This window comes from Stenotrophomonas sp. YJH_SMC_133, assembly GCF_059370655.1.
This window is the reverse complement of sequence record NZ_JCAFTW010000002.1, coordinates 378225-400374: the sequence shown is the minus strand read 5'-3', so window position 1 is coordinate 400374 and position 22150 is coordinate 378225. Positions and strand designations below refer to the sequence as shown.

At 66.7% G+C, this 22150-nt stretch carries 21 protein-coding genes; 16 read left to right on the top strand and 5 right to left on the bottom strand.

The genetic code is table 11. From position 1 onward, the window contains the following. The first annotated feature begins 227 nt into the window (after nt 1-227). The 6 genes from AC5P78_RS04375 to AC5P78_RS04350 all read left to right on the top strand — a co-directional run bounded on the left by AC5P78_RS04375 (nt 228) and on the right by AC5P78_RS04350 (nt 7312). Entirely contained in the window at nt 228-1367 is a 1140-nt protein-coding gene (locus AC5P78_RS04375; protein ID WP_005410980.1) for an OprO/OprP family phosphate-selective porin, read from the top strand. A 74-nt stretch (nt 1368-1441) separates the two neighbouring features. After that, complete coding sequence (locus tag AC5P78_RS04370; protein ID WP_012481220.1) at nt 1442-2770, top strand: CitMHS family transporter; 1329 nt, start codon at nt 1442-1444, stop codon at nt 2768-2770. A 24-nt stretch (nt 2771-2794) separates the two neighbouring features. Then, a complete protein-coding gene (phbB, locus tag AC5P78_RS04365) occupies nt 2795-3535 on the top strand; it encodes an acetoacetyl-CoA reductase (RefSeq protein WP_005419193.1) in 741 nt (246 codons plus the stop codon). Nucleotides 3536-3716: 181 nt separating this feature from the next. After that, complete coding sequence (locus AC5P78_RS04360) at nt 3717-4337, top strand: hypothetical protein (RefSeq protein WP_227860177.1); 621 nt, start codon at nt 3717-3719, stop codon at nt 4335-4337. Further along, a complete protein-coding gene (locus AC5P78_RS04355; protein ID WP_201862519.1) occupies nt 4312-4854 on the top strand; it encodes a hypothetical protein in 543 nt (180 codons plus the stop codon). Before AC5P78_RS04360 ends, AC5P78_RS04355 begins: the two co-directional genes overlap by 26 nt. Before the next feature lie 160 nt (nt 4855-5014). After that, nucleotides 5015-7312: a TonB-dependent receptor gene (locus AC5P78_RS04350; protein WP_201862517.1), complete on the top strand. Its 2298-nt coding sequence runs from the start codon at nt 5015-5017 to the stop codon at nt 7310-7312. Between the two features lie 438 nt (nt 7313-7750). On the opposite strand, the gene AC5P78_RS04345 is transcribed toward AC5P78_RS04350, so the two are convergent. Together AC5P78_RS04345 and rsgA are read right to left on the bottom strand one after the other, a co-directional pair. Beyond that, a complete protein-coding gene (locus AC5P78_RS04345; protein WP_005414439.1) occupies nt 7751-9004 on the bottom strand; it encodes a flavohemoglobin expression-modulating QEGLA motif protein in 1254 nt (417 codons plus the stop codon). Nucleotides 9005-9213: 209 nt separating this feature from the next. After that, entirely contained in the window at nt 9214-10323 is a 1110-nt protein-coding gene (gene rsgA / locus AC5P78_RS04340; RefSeq protein ID WP_032965961.1) for a ribosome small subunit-dependent GTPase A, read from the bottom strand. A 114-nt stretch (nt 10324-10437) separates the two neighbouring features. On the opposite strand from rsgA, the gene AC5P78_RS04335 reads away from it, so the two are divergent. The 3 genes from AC5P78_RS04335 to AC5P78_RS04325 are packed head-to-tail and all read left to right on the top strand — an operon-like array spanning nt 10438 to nt 13056. After that, complete coding sequence (locus AC5P78_RS04335; protein WP_495217151.1) at nt 10438-11712, top strand: pyridoxal phosphate-dependent aminotransferase; 1275 nt, start codon at nt 10438-10440, stop codon at nt 11710-11712. Between the two features lie 2 nt (nt 11713-11714). Next, nucleotides 11715-12332 (top strand): SGNH/GDSL hydrolase family protein, encoded by a 618-nt coding sequence (locus AC5P78_RS04330; protein ID WP_065183173.1) that lies wholly within the window; start codon nt 11715-11717, stop codon nt 12330-12332. Between the two features lie 4 nt (nt 12333-12336). Then, entirely contained in the window at nt 12337-13056 is a 720-nt protein-coding gene (locus AC5P78_RS04325) for a class I SAM-dependent methyltransferase (protein ID WP_043034037.1), read from the top strand. A 119-nt stretch (nt 13057-13175) separates the two neighbouring features. Here AC5P78_RS04325 and AC5P78_RS04320 read toward each other — a convergent pair whose 3' ends face one another. After that, nucleotides 13176-13955, bottom strand: coding sequence for a polysaccharide deacetylase family protein (locus tag AC5P78_RS04320; protein ID WP_033835208.1), 780 nt, complete (start codon nt 13953-13955; stop codon nt 13176-13178). 59 nt (nt 13956-14014) lie between these two features. Between AC5P78_RS04320 and grxD the strand changes: the two genes are divergently transcribed. Then, nucleotides 14015-14941 carry a Grx4 family monothiol glutaredoxin gene (gene grxD, locus AC5P78_RS04315; RefSeq protein ID WP_033835209.1) on the top strand — a complete coding sequence of 309 codons (927 nt, stop codon included), beginning with the start codon at nt 14015-14017 and terminating at the stop codon, nt 14939-14941. A gap of 77 nt (nt 14942-15018) precedes the next feature. Here the strand turns inward: grxD and AC5P78_RS04310 are convergent, their stop codons facing one another. Further along, nucleotides 15019-15558 carry a DUF924 family protein gene (locus AC5P78_RS04310; protein ID WP_005410992.1) on the bottom strand — a complete coding sequence of 180 codons (540 nt, stop codon included), beginning with the start codon at nt 15556-15558 and terminating at the stop codon, nt 15019-15021. Nucleotides 15559-15601: 43 nt separating this feature from the next. Continuing rightward, the gene (locus tag AC5P78_RS04305; RefSeq protein WP_235650084.1) at nt 15602-16378 is read right to left on the bottom strand and encodes an AMP nucleosidase; all 777 of its coding nucleotides are present in this window, start codon (nt 16376-16378) and stop codon (nt 15602-15604) included. A gap of 152 nt (nt 16379-16530) precedes the next feature. Between AC5P78_RS04305 and AC5P78_RS04300 the strand changes: the two genes are divergently transcribed. The 6 genes from AC5P78_RS04300 to AC5P78_RS04275 all read left to right on the top strand — a co-directional run bounded on the left by AC5P78_RS04300 (nt 16531) and on the right by AC5P78_RS04275 (nt 22137). After that, on the top strand, nt 16531-17940 hold the full coding sequence (locus AC5P78_RS04300) for an amidohydrolase (RefSeq protein ID WP_099561397.1): 1410 nt from the start codon (nt 16531-16533) through the stop codon (nt 17938-17940). Further along, nucleotides 17940-19223: an amidohydrolase family protein gene (locus AC5P78_RS04295; protein ID WP_414498592.1), complete on the top strand. Its 1284-nt coding sequence runs from the start codon at nt 17940-17942 to the stop codon at nt 19221-19223. Before AC5P78_RS04300 ends, AC5P78_RS04295 begins: the two co-directional genes overlap by 1 nt. A 20-nt stretch (nt 19224-19243) precedes the next feature. Further along, entirely contained in the window at nt 19244-19876 is a 633-nt protein-coding gene (locus AC5P78_RS04290) for a 2-hydroxychromene-2-carboxylate isomerase (RefSeq protein WP_414498591.1), read from the top strand. 94 nt (nt 19877-19970) lie between these two features. Continuing rightward, nucleotides 19971-20912: a DegV family protein gene (locus tag AC5P78_RS04285; protein WP_005410997.1), complete on the top strand. Its 942-nt coding sequence runs from the start codon at nt 19971-19973 to the stop codon at nt 20910-20912. Nucleotides 20913-20989: 77 nt separating this feature from the next. Then, on the top strand, nt 20990-21328 hold the full coding sequence (locus tag AC5P78_RS04280) for a hypothetical protein (RefSeq protein WP_005410998.1): 339 nt from the start codon (nt 20990-20992) through the stop codon (nt 21326-21328). A gap of 245 nt (nt 21329-21573) precedes the next feature. Beyond that, a complete protein-coding gene (locus AC5P78_RS04275; RefSeq protein ID WP_014038449.1) occupies nt 21574-22137 on the top strand; it encodes a DUF3916 domain-containing protein in 564 nt (187 codons plus the stop codon). The last annotated feature ends 13 nt before the right edge of the window (nt 22138-22150 follow it).

Genomic DNA, 22150 nt, shown 5'->3' with positions numbered 1-22150 from the left:
AGGGGAAACGAATGCTACCGCATGCCGCTGTCGCGCTCGCCGGCCCCCGCCCGGAGGCAGCAGCGGGCCGCTTTACGCTGCACCGCACAATCCGTTGACAGGACGATGACAGCTTGCCCGACCCAGACTGCGGCCGCGCACCGTCCGGTGCCCACGATTGCCGCGCGCCTGGCGCGCACCTGGGAGGGTTTGTGGAATTCACGTTTGCCTGGCGGCGCCCTGCCGCCATGATGGCGCTGGCTGCCCTGTCGGCGCCGGCCTTCGCCGCCGAAGACGACCGTCCGGTCACCGCCACCCTGGGTGGTCGCCTGCACCTGGACTTCGCCACCTTCGACAACGACAACCGGGGCACCCCGAACAAGGACGACACCGAAATCCGCCGTGCGTGGGTTGACGTGTCCGGCAAGTTCTTCGTGGTCGACTACAAGCTGGAAGCCGATTTCTCCGGCGACCGCGTCGAGGCCAAGGACGTGTACCTGGCACGCAGCTTCGGCAAGGCCGGCAAGCTGACCGTGGGCCAGTTCAAGCAGTACTTCTCGCTGGATGACCGCACCAGCTCCAACTACGGCAGCTTCCTGGAACGTGGCAACGCCGGCACCACGTTGGCGCCGCTGTACCGCCTGGGTGCGTCCTGGCAGGCCAACCCCGGTGACTTCACCTGGGCGGCCAGCCTCTACAGCCTGGAGAGCATCGACGCCTGGCAGGTGAAGGGTCGCGCCGCCGGTGGCCGCGTCACCTGGGCACCCTCGCCCAGCGATGGCGACGTGCTGCACCTGGGCCTGTCGCTGGCCCGCGAGGCCTACGACAACCCCGGCGCCAACGGCGTGCCCGGCCTGCGCATCCGCCCGCGCCCGGCCGGCCATCTGTCCGACAACAGTCGCCTGACCCTGGTCGACTTCTCCGCCGGCCGCGATACCGACGTCAACAAGTGGTCGCTGGAATACGCGCAGGTGCGCGGCCCGCTGTCGTGGCAGGGCGAGTTCAGTGGCGCAACCTTCGACGACGGCGCGCAGCGCGGCGATGTAATGGCGGCCTACGGCATGCTCAGCTGGTTCGTCACCGGCGAAAGTCGTGCCTACGACCGCAAGACCGGTCGATTCGCGCGGGTGAAGGACATCCGGCACAAGGCCGGTGCCTTCGAAGTGGCGCTGCGCTACGACCAGATGTGGGGCGCGCAGCATCTCGACGGTGCGCCGGACCTGCGTCGCGGCAGTACCGAAGCCTGGACGCTGGGTGGCAACTGGTACCTGCGCGACAACCTGCGCTTCATGCTCAACGTGATCGAAAGCCGCAACCGTGATCGCCTGGCCGGGGTGACGGTGGACCGCACGCGCGCGGTCACCGGCCGCCTGCAGTACGACTTCTAGGCCCGACATTCCGGGCATTCCGCCCGGGCCCCTTCCACTCCCCACGTCCTGTTTTCGCAAGGAGTCCGCAGATGATGCTGAGCATCCTCGGCTTTGGCATGGTCATTACGTTCATGTACTTGATCATGAGCAAACGCCTGTCGCCGCTCGTCGCCCTGATCACCATTCCCATCCTGTTCGCGCTGATCGGTGGCTTCGGTGCCGGCATCGACGAGATGATGCTGGAGGGCATCAAGAAGATCGCGCCGACCGGCGTGATGCTGATGTTCGCCATCCTCTACTTCGGGGTGATGATCGACGCGGGCCTGTTCGATCCGCTGGTGCGGGTGATCCTGCGCTTCGTCAAGGGCGACCCGATGAAGATCGTGCTTGGCACCGCGGTGCTGGCGATGCTGATCTCGCTCGATGGCGATGGCTCGACCACCTACATGATCACCGTCTCGGCGATGCTGCCGCTGTACCAGCGGTTGGGCATGAACGCGCTGAACATGACGTGCGTGACCATCCTCGCCGGCGGCGTGATGAACCTGACCCCGTGGGGCGGCCCGACCGCACGCGCGGCCACCGCGCTGCACGTGGACCCGGCCGACGTGTTCGTGCCGCTGATCCCGTCGATGGTGATCGCCTGTGCCGGCGTGCTGCTGCTGGCCTGGTACCTGGGCCTGAAGGAACGCCGTCGCCTCGGCGTGGTGACCCTGCCCAAGGGCGGCAGCTGGATGGACAACAGCGTGTCCGATGACAGCAACCCGCTGCCGACCGTGGAAGACGCCGAAGACATCAAGCGCCCGAAGCTGCTGTGGGTGAACCTGGCGCTGACCGTGGCACTGATGACCGCGCTGATCATCGGCGTGCTGCCGATGCCAGTGCTGTTCATGGTCGGCTTCGCCATCGCCCTGGTGATCAACTATCCGAACCTGGCCGAGCAGCGCCGCCGCGTGGTCAACCATGCCGGCAACGTGCTGTCGGTGGTGTCGCTGATCTTCGCCGCAGGCATCTTCACCGGCATCCTCAACAACACCGGCATGGTCGAAGCGATGTCGCACAGCTTCCTGGCGGTGATTCCGGAATCGTGGGGCCCGTACCTGGCGGTGATCACGGCGGTGGCGTCGATGCCGTTCACCTTCTTCATGTCCAACGACGCGTTCTACTTCGGCGTGCTGCCGATCCTGTCCGAGGCCGCTGGCAACTACGGCATCACCCCGGTGGAAATGGCGCGCGCCTCGCTGGCCGGCCAGCCGGTGCACCTGCTCAGCCCGCTGGTGCCGTCCACCTACCTGCTGGTGGGCCTGGCCAAGGTCGAATTCGCCGACCACCAGAAGTTCACCCTGAAGTGGGCCATCGCCATCTCGATGCTGCTGATGGTCGGCAGCCTGCTGTTCGGCCTGTATCCCCTCGCCGCCTGACCCTTTGCCAAGGAGCCTTCTGCAATGACGCTTCGAATCGCTTACGTCACCAGTGGAATGGGCAGTGTCGGCACTGCCATCTGCCAGAGCCTGGCCCGCAGCGGCCACACCGTGGTTGCCGGCTGCGCGCCGAACTCGCCGCGCAAGGCCAACTGGCTGCGCGAGCAGCGCGAACAGGGATTCGACTTCATCGCCTCCGAAGGCAACGCGACGGACTGGGCCTCGACCAGCGCGGCGTTCGCCAAGGTCCGCGCCGAAGTCGGCGAGGTGGATGTACTGGTCAACAATTCCGGCGGCAGCCGCGACCTGCTGTTCCGGCAGATGACGGTGGAGGACTGGAACGCGGTGATCGCGTCCAACCTCAACGCGCTGTTCAACCTGACCAAGCAGGTGGTGGACGGCATGGCCACGCGGGGCTGGGGCCGCATCATCAACATCGGTTCGGTCAGTGCCCACAAGGGACAGATCGGCCAGGTGAACTACGCCACCGCCAAGGCCGCGATGCATGGCTTCAGCCGTGCGCTGGCTGCCGAAGTTGCGTCGCGCGGGGTCACCGTCAACACGCTGTCGCCGGGCTACATCGCCAGCCAGGCGATCAGCAGCTTCCCGCCGGATGTGCTGGACCGGCTGGCCGCCTCGGTGCCGGTTCGCCGCCTGGGCCGCCCCGAGGAAGTGGCCGGCCTGTGCGCGTGGCTGGCGTCGGATGAAGCCTCGTATGTGACCGGTGCCGACTATCCGGTCAACGGTGGCCTGTACATGGGCTAAGCCCTCCCCCACGGAGTGCGCGGGGGCCGGATCACCTTCAGTTGTGAAGGTGATCCGGCCCCTTTTGTTTCTGCATTTCTGAGACGCACTTCCCGATACATCGGCAGAACGCTGCTATACCTGCCAGCGCTCGCCGAGCCCGATGGATGAACGGCTGGAATCGCGGATCAAGGAGGTTGGCATGCGTGCATTGCTGATTGCGCTTCTCGTGGTCGCCACTACGCTGCTGGCGACACCGACCCGCGCGGAGCCCCCGCCTATGCGGGTGATCACGGGCCTGGGCTGCCCCGACTGGCTGATCCCACGCGCGCCCACGCTCGACGCGCAGATCACCGGCCATCCGGAGTGGACCTTCGCCTGGGCTCCCGCGTCCTATACCAATCGCGATCCCATCCGGATCTACATCCAGTCCTTCGACTGCGATTCCTCCGACATTGCAGGCTATTACTTCCGGATCGCAGCCATTGCCCATGAAGTGGGACACGCACTGTATTTCGAAGGTATCGCCCTGAGCACCCGAGGTGCGTTCATCCAGCACTTCTGCACCATGGAGGGGAAAGCGGTACTCAACAACCTCACCGCGCGCAGTGAGCTTCTGGTGACCAGCCTGGGGTACTACGACATCGGCGTAGCTGCGTCCAACGGTCCTGGCCTCATCGCACAGGCCGATGCCGGCGGTGAAGACCTGGACCGGCAGGTAGGTAAGCTGTTCTGCGACAACAACGTAACTTCAACCACCGGCGAGAACTACAACGACTTCTACGGAAGAATCTACGATGAAGCGATCGCAGCCCGTCCCTGAACTTCTTCTGATCCTGAGCCTGTTGGTTGCCGGTTCTGCAACAGCAGCCACGTCCGCTGCCACTGCGGAAGAGGCGGATGCAACCTGGCGGCTCGTGGAGCGCTGGTCCTTGCAGCTGTCACGCTCTGACCTTGTCGCGCAGCTATCACCCCTGGCTCCACCCGGCTCGCGTTCGGAAGCAAGAAGGGGCCGGGGCGACAGCGCCACCATCGATCTGGCGCCATTCGCGGTCGCTGGGAGGATCAAGGGGCCCTCTGGCCAGATCTACACCGACGCGTCGGGGCGAATCATCAAAGGCATTACGCTGCGGCTGAGCGGCGCCTGCATCTCGCGAAAGCAGATGGGTCGTCGCTACCCCGACTTCAATGTCCTTTCCGTGCCGTCAGGGCATAGCCTGGACGAGTCGACGGTGTTCGGCACAGTAGTGAACGGCATCCAGATCGGGTTCTCATTCTCCGAGCATGACCGTGACTGCATGGACCAGCTCAAATTGAGCTGGCCTGGGGAGCGCTTCTGATTCCCACCGGCCTACCACCATGACGAACATGTTGCAGAGCACGCACCACTGCCCTGCATCGTTCGTTGGTTTTTCGTAAAGAAGGTTTCATGTTCCGTTCGCATAGTGGCCATGCACCGCGCACGCGTGCCGGTGACCACCCCCAATGCAACGGACCACCATGCAGACCCGACACCTGACGATCGCCGTGGCGATCGCCCTCTCCGCCGCCACCAGCGCCCATGCCGCCACCGCCGCCGATACCGGCGCCAGCACCGATGCCGCGCTGAGCGCGCAGACGCTGGATACCGTCTCCGTGATCGGCCAGGGCGAGACCCGCCAGGTGCAGCGCATCACCACCGTCGACAAGCAGGTGCTGCCGCCGGGCACCAGCGGCCAGAAGATCCTCGACCGCCTGCCGGGCGTGTCGGTGCAGTCCAACGATGCCTTCGGCGCCAACGAAGAATCGCAGACCATCAGCCTGCGCGGCTTCGACAAGAGCCGCCTCGGCTACACGCTGGACGGCATCCCGCTGGGCGACAACAGCTACGGCAACTACAACGGCCTGAGCATCGCCCGCGCCATCATCGCCGAGAACCTGGCCGGTGCCGAGCTGTCGCAGGGCATCGGTTCGCTGGGCGTGGCCTCGACCAGCAACCTGGGCGGCACCATCCAGTACTTCTCGATGGACCCGTCCACCGAGTTCGGTGGCCGCGCCAGCGTCACCGTCGGCGACAACAGCCAGCGCCGTGGCTACCTGCGCGTGGATACCGGTGACATCAACGGCTTCTCGGCCTATGTGTCCGGCGTGCACCAGGACCAGGACATGTGGGCCGCGCCCTACCAGAACCAGACCACCCGCCAGTTCAACGCCAAGGCAGTGTGGAATGTCGGCGACCACCGCTTCGGTGCGTTCGTGGCCACCTCGCGCGCCAGCCAGGCCAACTACGCCTACCTGTCCAAGGACATGCTGGCGCGTGGCCTGGGCTGGGATTGGAACATCTACGCGCCGGACTGGGATCGCGCCGTGGCCGCTGCGTACTGCGCGCCGGGCACCTTCAATGCTTCGAAGTGCAAGTACAGCGGCAATGTCCGCAGCATCGACGATGCCTACTACCAGAGCCGCGCACTGCGTGACGACAATCTCTATTCGGTCGATGCCGACCTGCGCCTGGGCGAGCAGGGCCGCCTGAAGCTGCTGGCCTATCACCACGACAACCGTGGCCAGGGCCACTGGTGGGCACCGGGCCAGCCGTCCTACCCGGGCACCGACAGGATGCTGCCGATCTCGATCCGCAGCACCAACTACACGATCAACCGCGACGGCCTGACCGCCGCGCTGTCGTGGACGGTGGGCATCCACGAACTGGAAGCCGGCCTGTGGTACGAGCAGAACGACCACAACGTGTCGCGCAACTTCTACTACATCAGTGGCCCGTTCCTGGACGACCTGTACCTGAAGAACCCTGATCGCCTGCTGTTCAACCAGGACTTCGACATCCGCACGCGCCAGTTCTACGTGCAGGACCGCATGCGCTTCCTGGACCAGCGCCTGACCGTGGACGTGGGCATCAAGAGCCCGAACACCCGCATGCGTGCCACCGCCCAGCCGGGCGTGGAAACCAGCATCGCCTCGGGCACGCTGACCGCCAAGGAATCGGTGCTGCCGCAGGTGGGCCTGGGCTTCAAGCTCAATGCCAACAACGAGCTGTTCGCCTCGTACGCCGAAAACATCGCCGCCTTCGTCGGCGGTGGCAGCGGCGGCCCGCTGCAGGTGTCGCCGGAATCGTTCGCGGCCAGCGCTGGCCTGGAGCCGGAGAAGTCCAAGAGCCTGGAAGCCGGCTTCCGTACCTTCGGCGAGAAGTACCAGGCCTCGATCGCCGCATACAACGTCAAGTTCGACAACCGCCTGCTGTCGTTGAACCCGTGCTCGAGCATCGAAGTCGGCACGCGTCCGGAGTGCGTGACGCGCTTCATCAACGTCGGTTCGGTGAAGAGCTACGGCGCGGAACTGACCTTCATCCTCAAGCCGATCGACGGCCTGCAGTGGTACAACGCGCTGTCCTGGAACAAGACCACCTACGAGGATGACTACACCTCGGGCGGCGCCATCGTTCCGGTGGCCGGCAAGATCACGGTGGATACGCCGCAGCGCATGGCCTCCAGTGAGATCAGCTGGAACCGCGATGGCTTCTTCGCCAGCCTGCGTGCCAAGTACACCGGCAAGCGCTACTACACCTACACCAACGACCAGTCGGTGCCGGGCGTGACCACCTTCGACGCCGGTGCGGGCTACGATTTCGGCCCGGGCCTGGGCCTGCGCAACGTGCGGGTGTCGTTGAACGCGACCAACCTGACCAACAAGCGCTATGCCGGCCAACTGAGCTCGTTCGCGCCGACCGATCCGAAGGGCACGCGCTATGCGATCCATGCGAGCGCACCGCGTCAGTTGTTCATGACGGTGGCGGCGGAGTTCTAAGTCGAAAGCGTTGCTCCGCAGCGTCTTGATTATCATCGCGGGGCAGAGCCGGATGGGCCGGCGCAGGACACGCCGTAAACCCATCCATGGGGGCTCGATGGCGCCATCCATGGCGCCAACGGTCCTGCGCCGGCCCATCCGACCCTGCTCGACGGCTTCCCGCGCCACGGTGCGGAAGGCAAAGAAGAGCAGAAGCAAAGAGCCGGGCATTGCCCGGCTCTTTGCTTTTCAAGCGCAATCCCTTCGGCGCGATGATGTGCTGCCGCCCGCGCGGGAAACTGTCTGGCGGCGGTGGGGCACCCTGGCCAGGACCGTGAGGCGCATGGATGCGCCGATCGAGCCCCCATGGATGGGTTTACGGCGTGTCCTGGCCAGGGTGCCCCACCGCCGCCCAGCGACATCAATCGAGGCGCCAGCGCATCATCCCGCCAACGCATTTCATTCCGGCGCCAGCTGGTCCATCCGTATCCGGTTGGCAAACAGCGAGAACGCCAGCATCCCGGCCAGGCCGTTCGCCCGGCTCACCCAGTGCGGCAGCCAGCGCGGCGGCTTCAGCACCCCCGCCTCGAACAACGGCGCGAACGCGATCGCATCGGTCAGGCTCATCTTGCCGGCGAACAACCAGCGGCAGACCTGCAGGCGGTCCTCGGCCAGCATGTGGCGGAAGAAGGTGTGCACCGACACCAGGCCGCGCAGGTACACCGTGTCCTTGGTGAAGGCCAGGCCGCCATTCGGCGGCACGCCGCGGAACACGCGCTGTGCCGAGGCGAAGCTCTCCTCCGCATTCTGCCCGGCGTCGCAGAAATAGCGGAACACTTCGATGAAATCGGCGCCTTCGCGTGCCATCGCAATCGCTTCGGTACGCAGGCTGATGCGCTTCAGGCGCTCGATGTCGATGCTGCCAGTGATCTGCTCGGCGAAGGTGGCCAGACCTTCCTGGGTGGCGGTCACCCGTGGCGAGGACAATGCCAGGCTGGGCAGCACCGGCTGTTCGCGGCCATTCAATGCGGTCAGCGAATGCACCAGCGCTTCGTGGTGGAACAGCTGCGCGCGGTCATAGGCACTGAAGCGGGCGCTGGTGCGCAGTCGGATGCGGGTCGGGCCGGCAGCTGCTTTGGACACCAGTTCCGGGTCGAGCTGTACCTGGATGATGCGCGATTCGAAGAAGGCATCCAGGTCGTTCTGCAGCTGCAGCTGCAGGGCGATGGCCGACACTGGCACCTGCTCTTCCGGCGCCAGCAGTTCGTGGTCCAGTTCGGCGGCAATCTGGATGAAGTGGCGCGCCGCTTCGCGCGTGCTCGGGCCATTGCCCGGCAGCGGCTGCTCCGGCGCGCCGAACAGCTGCACCGAACAGGTATCGACGGCGGCGGTGCCCAGCCCTTCCAGCAGCTGCGCGGCCAGGTCCCAGCTCTGCGCCGATTGCCGCACGTAGTGGCCCAGTGGGTGGCTGTCGTCGCAGTCGGCGGCGATCGCGGCCAGCGCGCGACGTTCTTCGCTGAAGTCCAGCCGTGGGTAATCCACCTTCGGCAGCACCGGCTGACCACGTGCCACGCTGTCCAGGAACGGTGCCTGCACCGTTGCCGGCCAACTGGTCAGGCCCAGCAGGCGGATGCCTCCCACGGCCTCGACCAGGCGCGCATCGAGCGCTGCATGGTGGGCCACGTCACGGTCCAGCGTCGCAGTCGGTTCCATGCGCGGACTATAGCGCCCTGCCCTTGCTTTGGTAGGTGCCAACGTTGGTTGGCATCCGCCGACGGCGGGCTTCGGACACACCCGTGCCAACCAGGGTTGGCACCTACCAGGAGCGGGCAGTTGGCATCCGCCCGAAGCAGACAGAGGCGGGTTCATTGCAGGGGTCAGCGCCCATTGCGGTGCAATGGGATCCGACCCCGCGGTACCGATCAACGCCTACGCGGCTTGCCGGCCGGGCGGAACTGCTGGCCCTTGCCCTTCTTGCCGCCACGCTCCTGCGCGGTCTCGGCCTGGCGGACCGCCAGCTTGGCGGCGGCGGCGGCCACTTCTTCCTTCAGCTTGAAGTAGTTGAGCAGCCGGCTCTCTTCGATCTCACCTGCGTCGATCGCTGCGCGTACGGCACAGCCCGGTTCCTGCTGGTGCTTGCAGTCGTTGAAACGGCACTGTGCGGCCAGCGCTTCGATATCGGCGAAGCCGCCTTCGGACAGCGTCTCTTCACCGGTCGGCTTCAGCTCGCGCATGCCGGGGGTGTCGATCAGGCAGGCGCCGGTCGGCAGCGGCATCAGTGCGCGGTGCGTGGTGGTGTGGCGTCCGCGCGAATCGTTGGCGCGCACCGCGTTGGTCTTCATCCGCTGCTCGCCCAGCAGGGTGTTGGTCAGCGTCGATTTGCCGGCACCGGACGAGCCCACCAGCACCACCGTGCGGCCCGGGCCCAGCCACGGTTGCAGCACCGCCACGCTGTCGGCATCCAGGCCATTGATCGCATGCAGCGCGATACCCTGCATCTCCAGCTCTTCCAGCACCGCCAGCGCGTCTTCGCTGTACTCGGTCTGGTCAGCCTTGGTCAGCACTACCACCGGTTCGGCACCGCCACCGCCGACCAGCAGCAGGTAGCGCTCGATGCGGCGCGGATTGAAGTCGGCATCCAGGCCGCAGACGATGAACACCGTGTCGATGTTGGCCGCGATCACCTGCTGGTGGTAGTGCTCGCCGGCGGCGCCTCGCTTGATCGCGGTGCGGCGTGGCAGCAGGGCGACGATGCGGATGCCATCGAGCAGCACCCAGTCACCCACCGCCGGCCGTTCATGGCTGGGGAAGCGCGGGCGCTGCCATTCCGGCAGCGACTCGGCCTTGATCGACGCATCCGGGCCATCGGCCACCACGTAGTGGGTGCGGTGCTGTTCGATCACCCGTGCCGGGCGGGCCTGCGGATGTGCGGCCATTGCGGCCTGCCAGTCGGCCTGCTGCGCCGGGCCCGGCCAGGGCCAGCCAATGGTCTGCAGGGCGATGAAATCGGGGGTCTGGGTCATCGCCGCCATTCTACCTGTGCCGGCGCCCTGCCAGCCCAGCAATGACGGGCCCGGCGCCCTTGCCATGCATTGCAGCAATTCCGGTAGGATGGAAGCCCCATGCCTTTTGACGGCCCAGCTCCCATGTCCACCAACTCGCCCAAGCCCCTGGCCATCCGCGAGCGCCTTTCCGAAGTGCGCTACGAAATCCGCGGAGAACTGGCGCGGCGAGCCCGGGAGCTGGAGGCGCAGGGCCGCAAGCTGATCAAGCTCAACATCGGCAATCCGGGCGCTTTCGGCTTCCGCGCGCCGGAGCACCTGCAGCGTGCGATCGCTGACGACATGGGCCGCACCGACCCGTACACGCACCAGCAGGGCCTGCCGGTGGCGCGCGAAGCCATCGCCAGCTACTACGCCCGTCGTGGCGCGCCCGATGCGCACCCTGACCGTGTCTTCCTCGGCAATGGCGTCAGCGAGCTGATCGACCTGTCGCTGCGTGCGCTGCTCAACCCGGGCGATGAAGTGCTGGTGCCCTCGCCCGACTACCCGCTGTGGTCGGCCTCGACCATCCTCAACGATGGCCGTCCGGTGTACTACCGCTGCGCACCGGAGAACGGCTTCCAGCCGGACCCGAGCGAGATCGAGACGCTGGTGTCCTCGCGCACCCGCGCCATCGTGCTGATCAATCCGAACAACCCCAGCGGCGCCAGCTACCCGCGCGAACTGTTGGAGCGCGTGGTGGAGATCGCACGCCGCCACAACCTGTTGCTGCTGGTCGACGAGATCTACGACCAGATCCTGTACGACGACGCGGTGTTCCAGCCGGTCGCGCCGCTGACCGGTGATCATCCGTGCCTGACCTTCAGCGGCCTGAGCAAGGTGCACCGCGCCTGCGGCTGGCGCGTGGGCTGGGCCCACCTCAGCGGCGACGATGCCCGCCTGGGTGACTTCCGCGCGGCACTGGATCTGTTGGGCGCGCTGCGCCTGTGCGCCAACGTGCCGGGCCAGTACGCCATCGAGGCCGCGGTGAACGGTCCGGACACCATTTCCGAACTGTGCACGCCGGGCGGCCGCCTGTATGAAACCCGCCGCGCGGTCATCGAGGCCTGCGAAGCCAGCGAGCACCTGTCGCTGGTCGCACCGGCCGGCGCGCTGTACGCGTTCCCGGCCGTGGTCGGCGCCGCTGCGAAGGGCTTCGACGACCACAACTTCGCGCTGGACCTGATGAACAACGAAGGCGTGCTGGTGGTGCCGGGCTCGAGCTTCAACGTGCCCTATCGCCATCATTTCCGCGTGACCCTGATGCCGGAAGCCTCGGTGATGCGCGATGTGTTCGCGCGCATCGACCGCGTGCTGGCGCGACGTGCCGAGGACGCGACCAAGGTCGTGCCGCTGAAGCCGCGCCGTTCGGTGGCCTGAGCGTGGCGCTGTCCTACCTGGCGCTGGGTGATTCGTACACCATCGGTGAAGCGGTTGCAGTCGAAGGCCGCTGGCCACACCAGCTGGCCGCCACGCTGCGTGCGCAGGGCATTGAGCTGTCCGATCCGCAGACCATCGCCACCACCGGCTGGACCACCGACGAACTCGATGCGGGCATCGATGCGGCTGCGCCGCAGGGGCCCTTCGATTTCGTCAGCCTGCTGATCGGCGTCAACAACCAGTACCGCGGGCGTCCGCTGGACGAATACCGCAGCCAGTTCCTGGCGCTTCTGCAGCGGGCGATCGGCTTTGCTGGCGGTGATGCCGGACGCGTGCTGGTGCTGTCCTTCCCCGATTGGGGCGCGACCCCGTTCGGCGCAGGCAGTGGCCGCGACCTGGCCGCGATCGAGATCGAGACCGACGAGTTCAACGCGGCAGCCGAAGTGATCAGCACCCAGCAGGGCGTGGCCTTCGTCGACATCACCGATATCAGCCGCGCACAGGGCGAAGACCCGACGATGATCGCCGAGGATGGCCTGCACCCTTCGGCGCGGATGTACGCGCTGTGGAGCGCACGCGCGCTGCCGGTGGCCGCGCACCTGCTTGGCGGCACGGACTGAGGCGATGGACGGCACGCCACGGAACGGCCCGCCCCTGCCCTGCACTCCCCTGACGGCCCCGCAGGCCCGCTTGATTGCCGAGGCCTTCCGCCCGGCGCAGGCCTGGGGCAGCCGCCGCGACTACTACTACACCCGCGGCAAGCTCGGCAGCGATCCGCTGTACGACGGCGTGCTGCAGCATCTGCCTGACGATGGACAGCCGGTGCTGGACCTGGGCTGCGGGCTGGGCCTGTTCGCCCATGTACTGCGCCAGCGCGGCGGTACCCAGCGCTACCTTGGCGTGGACGTGGATGCCGGCAAGATCACCCGCGCGCAGCGTGCTGCCGCCGACCTGCATGACGTGCGCTTCGATTGCGTGGATGTGCAGGCGCCGCTGCCGGCGCAGGCCGGGCACGTCCTGCTGCTGGACGTGCTGCAGTACCTGGACGCGGGCCCACAGCAGGCACTGCTGCGCGCGGCCAGCGCACAGGTGGCCCACGGCGGCCGCCTGCTGCTGCGCACGCCGCTGGCCACCGGCGATGGCCGCGACCGCACCACGCGGGTGGCGGACCGGCTGGCCTGGCTGATCGGCTGGATGGGCACGCGACCGCGCCACTACCCCGATCCGCAGGTATTGCAGACAACGCTTGCCGAAGCTGGATTGCAGGTGACCGCACCCCGGCCGCTGCACGGGCGTACCCCCTTCAACAGCTGGCTGCTGGTGGCCAAACGCCCCGCGTTGTAGGCCGAGCCCACGCTCGGCTGTGCTGTTGCGGTAGATCCACGCCATGCGTGGATGGCCTCGCGACCATTCCTGTAGGGGCGAGCCCACGCCCGGCTGCCCCAAGCGGCCAGAAGCCTGGTTTACAGGACCGGCAGCCGCGCCTTCAGCCCCCGCTCGTCCAGCGCCTGCAGAACGCGTTCGATGATCACGCGATTGTGACCGTGGGCGGCGCCCTCATGCAGCAGCACGATGGCGCCGGGTTGCAGGTCAGGCAACAGCCGCGACAGCACGCCCTCCGGCGTGCAGCCGACGCCGTCGTAGCCCCGGGCACTCCAGCCCACGCGCACCAGGCCCAGCGCCTTCAACACCGGTGCCACGAACGGATTGGTCATGCCCACTACCGAGCGGTACCAGCGCACTGGATGCCCGCTCAGGGCCTGCAGTGCATGCTGGCAGCCCTCGATCTCGGCCCGCATCGCCGCCGGGCCCAGACGCCAGAAGCGCGCCTGTGGGTGGCTGTGGCTGTGGTTGCCCAGGTCGTGGCCGCGGCGCAGGATCTCCTGCACCAGTTCCGGCTGTGCCAGCGCACGTTCCCCCACCAGGAAGAAGGTGGCGCGCGCCTGGTGGCGGTCCAGCAGGTCGAGCACGGCGCGGGTTTCCGGGCCGGGGCCGTCATCGATCGTCAGCCAGACGCTGTTGCCGGCCTCTGGCAACCGGCTCAGCACCGGTGCGTAGAAGCGGCTGTTGGGCAGGAATATCGGCACCATGAACAGCGCGTGGCTGGCCACCATCAGCGGCAGGCCCCAGTGCCAGCCTGCCAGTACCCATACCAGGATCACGGCCAACTGCGACGCCACCAGCCAGGGCAGCCAGCGCCAGGGCCGGGTCGGGATGCGATGCAATGTTCCTGCGTTGCTCATCCCCCATGATGCCATGAGGGGTAGAATTGATGATTCGAATTCCCGGAAACCCGACGTCCATGTCCCTCGATCCCGCCCTGCGTTCGCGCATCGAATCCATCCTCAACGCCAACCGCGTCGTGCTGTTCATGAAGGGCCAGCCGTCGATGCCGCAGTGCGGTTTCTCGGCCAAGGCCGTGGGCGCCCTGCAGGATCTCGGCGTCGAGTTCGCCCACGTCAACGTGCTGGCCGACCAGGAAATCCGTGAAGGCATCAAGGCCTACGGCGACTGGCCGACCATCCCGCAGCTGTACATCGACGGCGAACTGGTCGGTGGCAGCGACATTGTGCTGCAGATGGCCGCCAGCGGCGAGCTGAGCAGCGTGCTGGGCCTGGCCGCACCGGACCGCACCCCGCCGAGCATCACCGTCACCCCGGCCGCCGTGGAAATGCTCAAGGGCGCGCTGGCCGACGCTCCGGGCGCTGCCCTGCAGCTGAGCATCGACGCCGGCTTCCAGCCGAACTTCCAGCTGGCTCCGCACGACGAAGGCGCGATCGCTGCCGAGTCCAACGGCCTGCGCGTGCAGTTCGACCTGGCCAGCGCGCGTCGCGCTAACGGCATCACCATCGACTGGGTGGACGACATCCGCGGCAAGGGCCTGGCCATCGACAATCCGAACGCACCCAAGCCGGTGCAGGAAATCAGCGTGCGTGATGCCGATGACCTGGTGCGTGCCGGCAACATCACCCTGGTGGACGTGCGCCCGGCCGAGGAGCGCGAGATCGCTGCCGTGGGCGTGCCGTTCAAGAGTTTCGACGGCAACGGCCGTGCGGAGCTGGAGGCCCTGCCCAAGGACACCGCACTGGCCTTCATGTGCCACCACGGCGGCCGCAGCGCACAGGCTGCCGAGCAGTTCCGTGCACTGGGCTTCACCAAGGTGTTCAACGTCACCGGCGGCATCAACGCCTGGTCGGAAGAGGTGGACAACGGCGTGCCGAAGTACTGATCGGCACTGAAAAAGGGGACGGAGGGAATTAAGTCGTTTGTGCCATAAACGACTTAATTCCCTCCGTCCCCTTTTTCTTAGCCGGCGAACCCGCCTTCGGCCAGGTAATCCAGTTCTTCCGCCGTGGGGAAGCGACCGAGCACGGCATTGCGATGCGGGAAACGACCGAAGCGGCGGATGATGTCGCGGTGCAGTTCGGCGTACTGCAGGTATTCCTTGTCACCCAGCACGTCGAACATCGCCACCGAGCGGTCCTGGTCCAGCGGATCCTCGGAGTGCTCGAACGGCAGGTAGATGAAGGCGCGCAGCTTCGGCACCAGCTGCAGATCCAGGCCTTCCTCGATGGCGCGCATGGCGTAATGCCGGGCCAGGCCATCGGTGGCGTAGGAATGGGCAGTACCCCGGAAGCAGTTGCGCGGGAACTGGTCGAGCAGCAGCATCAGGGCCAGCGCCCCTTCGGCACTGCCCAGCCAATGTTCGCGCGCGCGCGAAGCGGCGGCGAAATGCTCATCCAGAAACAACTGGCGGAACTGCGCGTCGAACGCGTCGTCGCGGGCGAACCACTTCGCAGGGCCCGCCTCCTTCCAGAATTCCACCACTTGCGCGGCAACGTCCATCACCTACTCCCCAAGGCCGGCGCGCCGCGCCAGGCCATCATCATCATTCGTCGAAGCGCAGGTGGCGGACCGACTTGCCGTTGCGCCGGATAAGCTTAAGCGCCTCGATACCGATCTGGATATGGTTTTCCACGAACTGGGAGCTGACCTTGGCATCGGAGGCTTCGGTCTTGACCCCATCGGGGATCATCGGCTGGTCCGACACCAGCAGCAGCGCACCGCTGGGGATGTGGTTGGCGAAGCCGGCGGCGAACACGGTGGCGGTTTCCATGTCGATGGCCATGCAGCGCATCGCCCGCAGCCGCTCCTTGAAGGCCTCGTCGTGCTCCCAGACCCGGCGGTTGGTGGTGTAGACGGTACCGGTCCAATAGTCGTGACCGAGGTCGCGGATCATGGTCGAGACCGCACGCTGCAGCGCGAACGCCGGCAACGCCGGCACTTCCGGCGGCAGGTAGTCACCCGAGGTACCCTCACCACGGATCGCAGCGATTGGCAGCACCAGGTCGCCCAGCTGGTTCTTGCGCTTGAGGCCGCCGCACTTGCCCAGGAACAGCACCGCCTTGGGCATCACCGCCGACAGCAGGTCCATGATGATCGCGGCATTGGGGCTGCCCATGCCGAAGTTGATCATGGTGATGCCGTCGATCGTGGCGCTTGCCATCGGCCGGTCCAGGCCGATGACCGGCGCACCGGTCAGCTCGGAAAAGGTATGCAGGTAGCCGCCGAAGTTGGTCAGCAGGATGTGCTGGCCGAAGTGGTCCAGAGGCACCCCGGTATACCGGGGCAGCCAGTTGTCGACGATTTCCTGCTTGCTTTTCATGGGCGGTCCGGTACGGCGGGGGACCGGGTATTTTCGGCCACCCGGCCGGTGCAGTCGAGCCGCCGTCGACCGTCCTGTGAAGAAGGTCACTTGGCAAGCCCGCCACCACCGGGCTAGCGTCGGCGGTTGGACCAGGTTGCAAGGGGAACTGCATGGCATCGACGTTGTTGCGCGCCGGGGTGGCCCTGGCGCTGCTTTCATTGAGTACGGCTCCGGCGGTGGGCGCCTCGCGCTTTGTCGCCGATCCCTACCCCAGCACCTACCAGGCCCATCCCGATGCGCCGGTACTGATCCAGAATTCCACCGTGCTGACCGGTACCGGCCAGCGCCTGGACAACGCCGATGTGCTGCTGCGCGACGGCCGCATCGTTGCCGTCGGCCGCCAGCTGCAGGCCGATGCGGGCGTCACCCGCATTGATGCACAGGGCAAGTGGGTCACTCCGGGCCTGATCGACGTGCATTCGCACCTGGGCGTGTATCCCAGCCCGGGTGTCGGTGCGCACAGCGACGGCAACGAGATGACCGCACCGGTCACCGCCAACGTCTGGGCCGAACACTCGGTGTGGCCGCAGGACCCGGGCTTCGCCACCGCGCTGGCCGGCGGCGTGACCAGCATGCAGGTGCTGCCGGGCTCGGCCAACCTTGTCGGTGGCCGCGGCGTGACGCTGAAGAACGTCCCGGCCATCACCTACCAGGCGATGAAGTTCCCCGGTGCGCCGTGGGGCCTGAAAATGGCCTGCGGCGAGAACCCCAAGCGGGTCTATGGCGAGGGCAAGGGCGTGACCCCGGCCACGCGCATGGGCAACGTGGCCGGCTATCGTGCCGCCTTCATCGATGCCGCCGACTACATCGCCAAGAACAAACCCAAGCCGGCCAAGCGCAAGAGCTGGTTCGGCAGCGACAAGGGCGACAGCGCCGGTGATGCCGGCGGCAAGCGCGATCTCAAGCTGGACACGCTGGCCGGCGCGATCGAAGGCGACATCCGCGTGCACATCCACTGCTACCGCGCCGACGAGATGGCCACCATGCTCGATCTGGCCAAGGAATTCGGCTTCAAGGTAGCCGCCTTCCACCACGGCGTGGAGGCCTACAAGCTGGCCGACAGGCTGGCCGCCGACGGCGTCTGCGGTGCGCTGTGGGCCGACTGGTGGGGCTTCAAGATGGAAGCCTTCGACGGCATTCCGGAGAACATCGCGCTGGTCGACCGGCCGAAGAACAGCTGCGCCATCGTCCACTCCGATTCACCCGAGGGCATCCAGCGCCTGAACCAGGAAGCGGCCAAGGTGATGGCGTCCGCGCGCCGCGCGCGCATGCCGGAGATCACGCCCGAACACGCCATCACCTGGATGACCGCCAACGCCGCCAAGGCGCTGGGCATTGAAGGCCAGACCGGCACCCTGGAGGCCGGCAAGATGGCCGACGTGGTGGTCTGGAACGGCAACCCTTTCAGTTCCTACGCGCTGGCCGAGCAGGTCTTCATTGATGGCCGCAGGTTGTACGACCGCAGTGCACCGGCAGCGACGCCGCGTTCTGATTTCCAGCTTGGCCAGGAGGTGCGCTGATGGTGGTGCTCAAGCAGTTGACGCAGTCTGCCGCGAAGGGCAGCCGAGCATGGTTCGGCGCTACTGTCATGGTGCTGGCCTGCATCTCCGCATCCGCACAGGCACAGGACCTGCTGGTGCGCAACGCAACGGTGCACACAGCCAGCGCACGCGGCAGCCTGCACAACGCCGATGTGCTGGTCCAGGGTGGCATCATCCGCGCGGTCGGCCCCGGCCTGTCCGCGCCGGCCGGGGCGACCGTGGTCGAAGCCAATGGCAGACCGCTGACCCCGGCCCTGTTCGGTGGCATCACCGAAACCGGCATCGAAGAGGTCTCGGGTGAATCAAGCACGGTGGACAGTTCGTTGAAGCTCGGTGAGCAGCCGCTGCGCCCGGAATTCGACGTCACGCTCGCCTACAACCCGGCCTCGGTGCTGATTCCGGTCACGCGCCTGGAAGGCATCGGCTTCACTGCGCTGGGCGCTGCCACCGGCGGTGGTTTCGTCGCCGGCCAGGGCGGCGTAATGCGGCTGGACGGCAGCACCGACCCGATCGGCCCGCGTGCCCTGTTCCTGCGCATCGGCGCGGCCGCCTCCGAACTGACCGGGCATTCGCGCGCCGCGCAATGGATGCTGCTGCAACAGATGGTCGACGAAGCACGCGGCCAGGTGGCTGCAGACTCGCCGCACGCGCTGCTGACCCCGGCCGGGCGCCGCACACTCAGTCGCTACCTGGCCGGCCAGGGCCGCATCGTGGTGGAGGTGGATCGTGCCTCGGACATCCGCCAGCTGCTGCGCTGGGCCACACGCGAGAAGGTGAAGATCGCCATTGCCGGTGCCAGCGAAGCCTGGCAGGTCGCGCCGGAGCTGGCCGCTGCGCACGTGCCGGTATTCGTCGACGTGCTGGCCAACCTTCCAGCCAGCTTCGACCAGATCGGTGCCACTCTGGAAACCGCCGCACGCCTGCAGCGTGCAGGCGTGCCGGTGTCGTTCGTGCAGCGCGGCGACGCCACCCACAATGCGCGCAAGATGCGCCAGCTGGCTGGCAATGCAGTGGCCAACGGCCTGCCCTGGGCTGACGGTCTGGCCGGGCTGACCCGGGTACCCGCACAGGCGTTCGGCGTGGCCGACCAGATCGGCAGCATCGAGCCCGGCAAGCGCGCCGACCTGGTGCTGTGGGAAGGCGACCCGCTGGACGTGGCGCACTATGCCGAACAGGTCTGGCTGGGCGGGCGTGCGATGCCGATGCGCTCGCGCCAGACCGACCTGCGTGATCGCTACCTGCAGCGCAATGCGCAGCCCTGACCGCATTGAAGGACACCACCATGGCCACCCTGCGCTGGTACTTCGACTTCGTCTCGCCCTACTCCTACCTGCACTGGCAGAAGCTGAAACAGTTGCCGCAGTTCGCGCAGATCCAGACCGTGCCGATCGCCTTCGGCGCGGTGCTGCATCACCTGGGCAATCTCGGGCCGGCCGAGATTCCGGCCAAGCGCCGTTTCATGTACCGCCAGCTGCAATGGACCGCGCAGGCCGAGTGCACGCCGATGCGCTTCCCGCCCGGCCATCCGTTCAATCCGTTGTCGGCGCTGCGCCTGTGCCTGGCCGCCGGAGCCAGCGCACAGGCGGTGGACGTGCTGTTCGACTGGATCTGGCGCGACGGCCATGCCGGTGACAGCGCCGAAGCCCTGCGCGAACCAGGTGCGCAGCTGGGCATCGAGGATGTCGCCAGCGCCATCGCCGCCCCGGCGGTCAAGGAACAGTTGCGGCGCAACACCGAGGCCGCAATCGGCGCCGGGGTGTTCGGGGTCCCGACCCTGGCCATCGACCAGGAACTGTTCTGGGGCAACGACGCCCATCCGCTGATGGCGGCCGTGCTGGCCGATCCTGCCCTGCTGCAGCAGCCCGAATGGCAACGCCTGGACAGCCTGCCGGTGGCGGTGCAGCGCGATCGCTGAACAGGGGTGACGCCTTTCCCTCGGGCGCGGGCTCTGGTTTTGAGATAGATTTCACGTTTCCGAACCTACAACCGCCCTGGAGGGGGAGCCGCGGATGCGCATCGGAATCGTCGTCGACTCGGCCTGCGACCTGCCGCAGGACTTCATTGCCGAGCACAACATCGTGCTGCTGCCGATCACCGTCCGCATCGGCGAAGCCGTGCTGGCCGATCACCGCGATGAGCAGGCCACGCTGAGCTTCCTGCACGCGCACGTGGCCGAACACGGCGCCGAGGCGGAAACCATTCCCTTCAGTGTCAACCAGATCCGCGACCTGTTCCTGCAGCAGCTGGTGATCGATTACGACCACGTGTTCTGCATGACCATCACCAAGACCCGCAGCCCGATCCATGACAACGCGCTGCAGGCCAGCTTCGCCATCCTCAACGACTACAAGCCGGTGCGCCAGGCGGCAGGCTACAACTCACCGTTCGCGCTGCGCGTGCTCGATACCCAGAACCTGTTCGCTGCCCAGGCAGTGACCGCGGTGGAAGCCGTGCGCCTGCGCGAGAGCAACGCCAGCGTGCAGCAGATCCGCGAGCGGCTGGAGGAACTGGCCGGCAACGTGCACGGCTACATGGTCACCCGTGACCTGTACTACATGCGTGCGCGCGCACGGCACAAGGGCGACCGCAGTGTCGGCCTGCTCAGCGCCGCACTGGGCAGCGCGCTGGACATCAAGCCGGTGCTGCACGGCTACCGCGGCGAGACCGGGCCGGTGGCCAAGATCAAGGGATTCGACAATGCCGTGCAGAAGCTGTTCGCGGTGGTCGGCCAGCGCGTACGTGCCGGACTGATGACGCCGACGGTGTGCGTCAGCTACGGCGGAGAACTGGACGAGCTGCGTGCCCTGCCCGGCTACGCACAGCTGAAAGAGGTCTGCGCCACCCATGGCGTGACCGTGTACGAATCGGTGATGAGCCTGACCGGCATGGTCAACGTCGGCAAGGGCGCGGTCACCGTAGGCTTCGCCGATGGGCCGCATCGGTTCGAATGAGCGCTGGCCACGGCCGGAATCTGCACATCGATTCCACTGCGGTTGTGCCAGTCTTGCCGCACTTCAAGGAGAACTCCATGCCTGCGCAGTACCACATCAGCCTGCCCGACCCGTCCAAGGCCCGTGGCAATGACCCTGACCTGTCCTTCCACTCGCAGGGCGCCGCCGGTTTCGCCGAAGAGCTGCAGGATGCCCTGCGCAGCGGCACGCTGTTCGAGCGCTGGAAGGCCAAGCAGCCCGACCCGGACGCGGTGGAACCGCAGTGGGGCGTGACCGATCCGGAGGCCACCGTGACCGGCGAGCAGAAGGACCTGCGCATCAACCTGGTGGCCACCACCCGCATCGACAGTGACGTGTTCAAGCAGCGCCTGCGCCTGCTGGCCGGCAGCCACTGGGAACTGCGCGACGTGCGTTGAGGCACCCGCCCGCCGGGCATGGCCCGGCGCTACCGTGCCCTTGTCGTGATCGACCCGGTGCCGATGACCATGCTCTGGTAGACGCCAACCTTGGTTGGCGCTTGCACAAACGGCTGCCAACCAAGGTTGGCCACTACTGACGCGCCGCCGGACATGGCCCGGCGCTTCCGAGGGCTGCTCCGGTAGATGCCAACCTCGGTTGGCGCTTTCCAACCCGCCGCGCATGTGGCTGGCACACTGTGGGAATGAGAAACAGAGATGCCATCACCCGGCCGGGTACGCGCGGCGAGAAGAAGCTGCGCGATGCCCCACGCCGACTACGCGACCTGCAGCATTGGGCTGACTGCTTCAGTGGTGCGTTTCCCTCGCCAGAGGAGTTGGGCAGTCAAGCTCGCTACTGGAACTACAAGGTTCCGACCCGAGCCGGTCTGATCGAAGGCCCGGCCACCACCCTGAGAATCCAGCGTGCCTGCGCCCAATCGCTCATCAGCGCCTGCGCAAATCTGATCCAGTCGCGGCCCGCTTCACAAGCTACTGTGCGGGTAACCTGCTGCATCGCCCAGCCAGGGATGTTCTCCAGCGAGATTTGCCTTTACCTGGACGAAGCGTACTTCCAGGGCCACGTCGCCTCGACAGCGGATGGCCAGGTCACCGCCATCACCTCGCGCAGTCTTTCCGCCGAATGGCAGCTCGTCCTACCCCAAGGCGTTGAGGAGCGAGGTGTGCAGGTCAGCATTCCTCCCACCGACCACGATGACGGTCTGGAACAGGAATACTGGTTTTACGGCGAGGTAGCGGACCGGCGTTGATGCGTCCACCGGG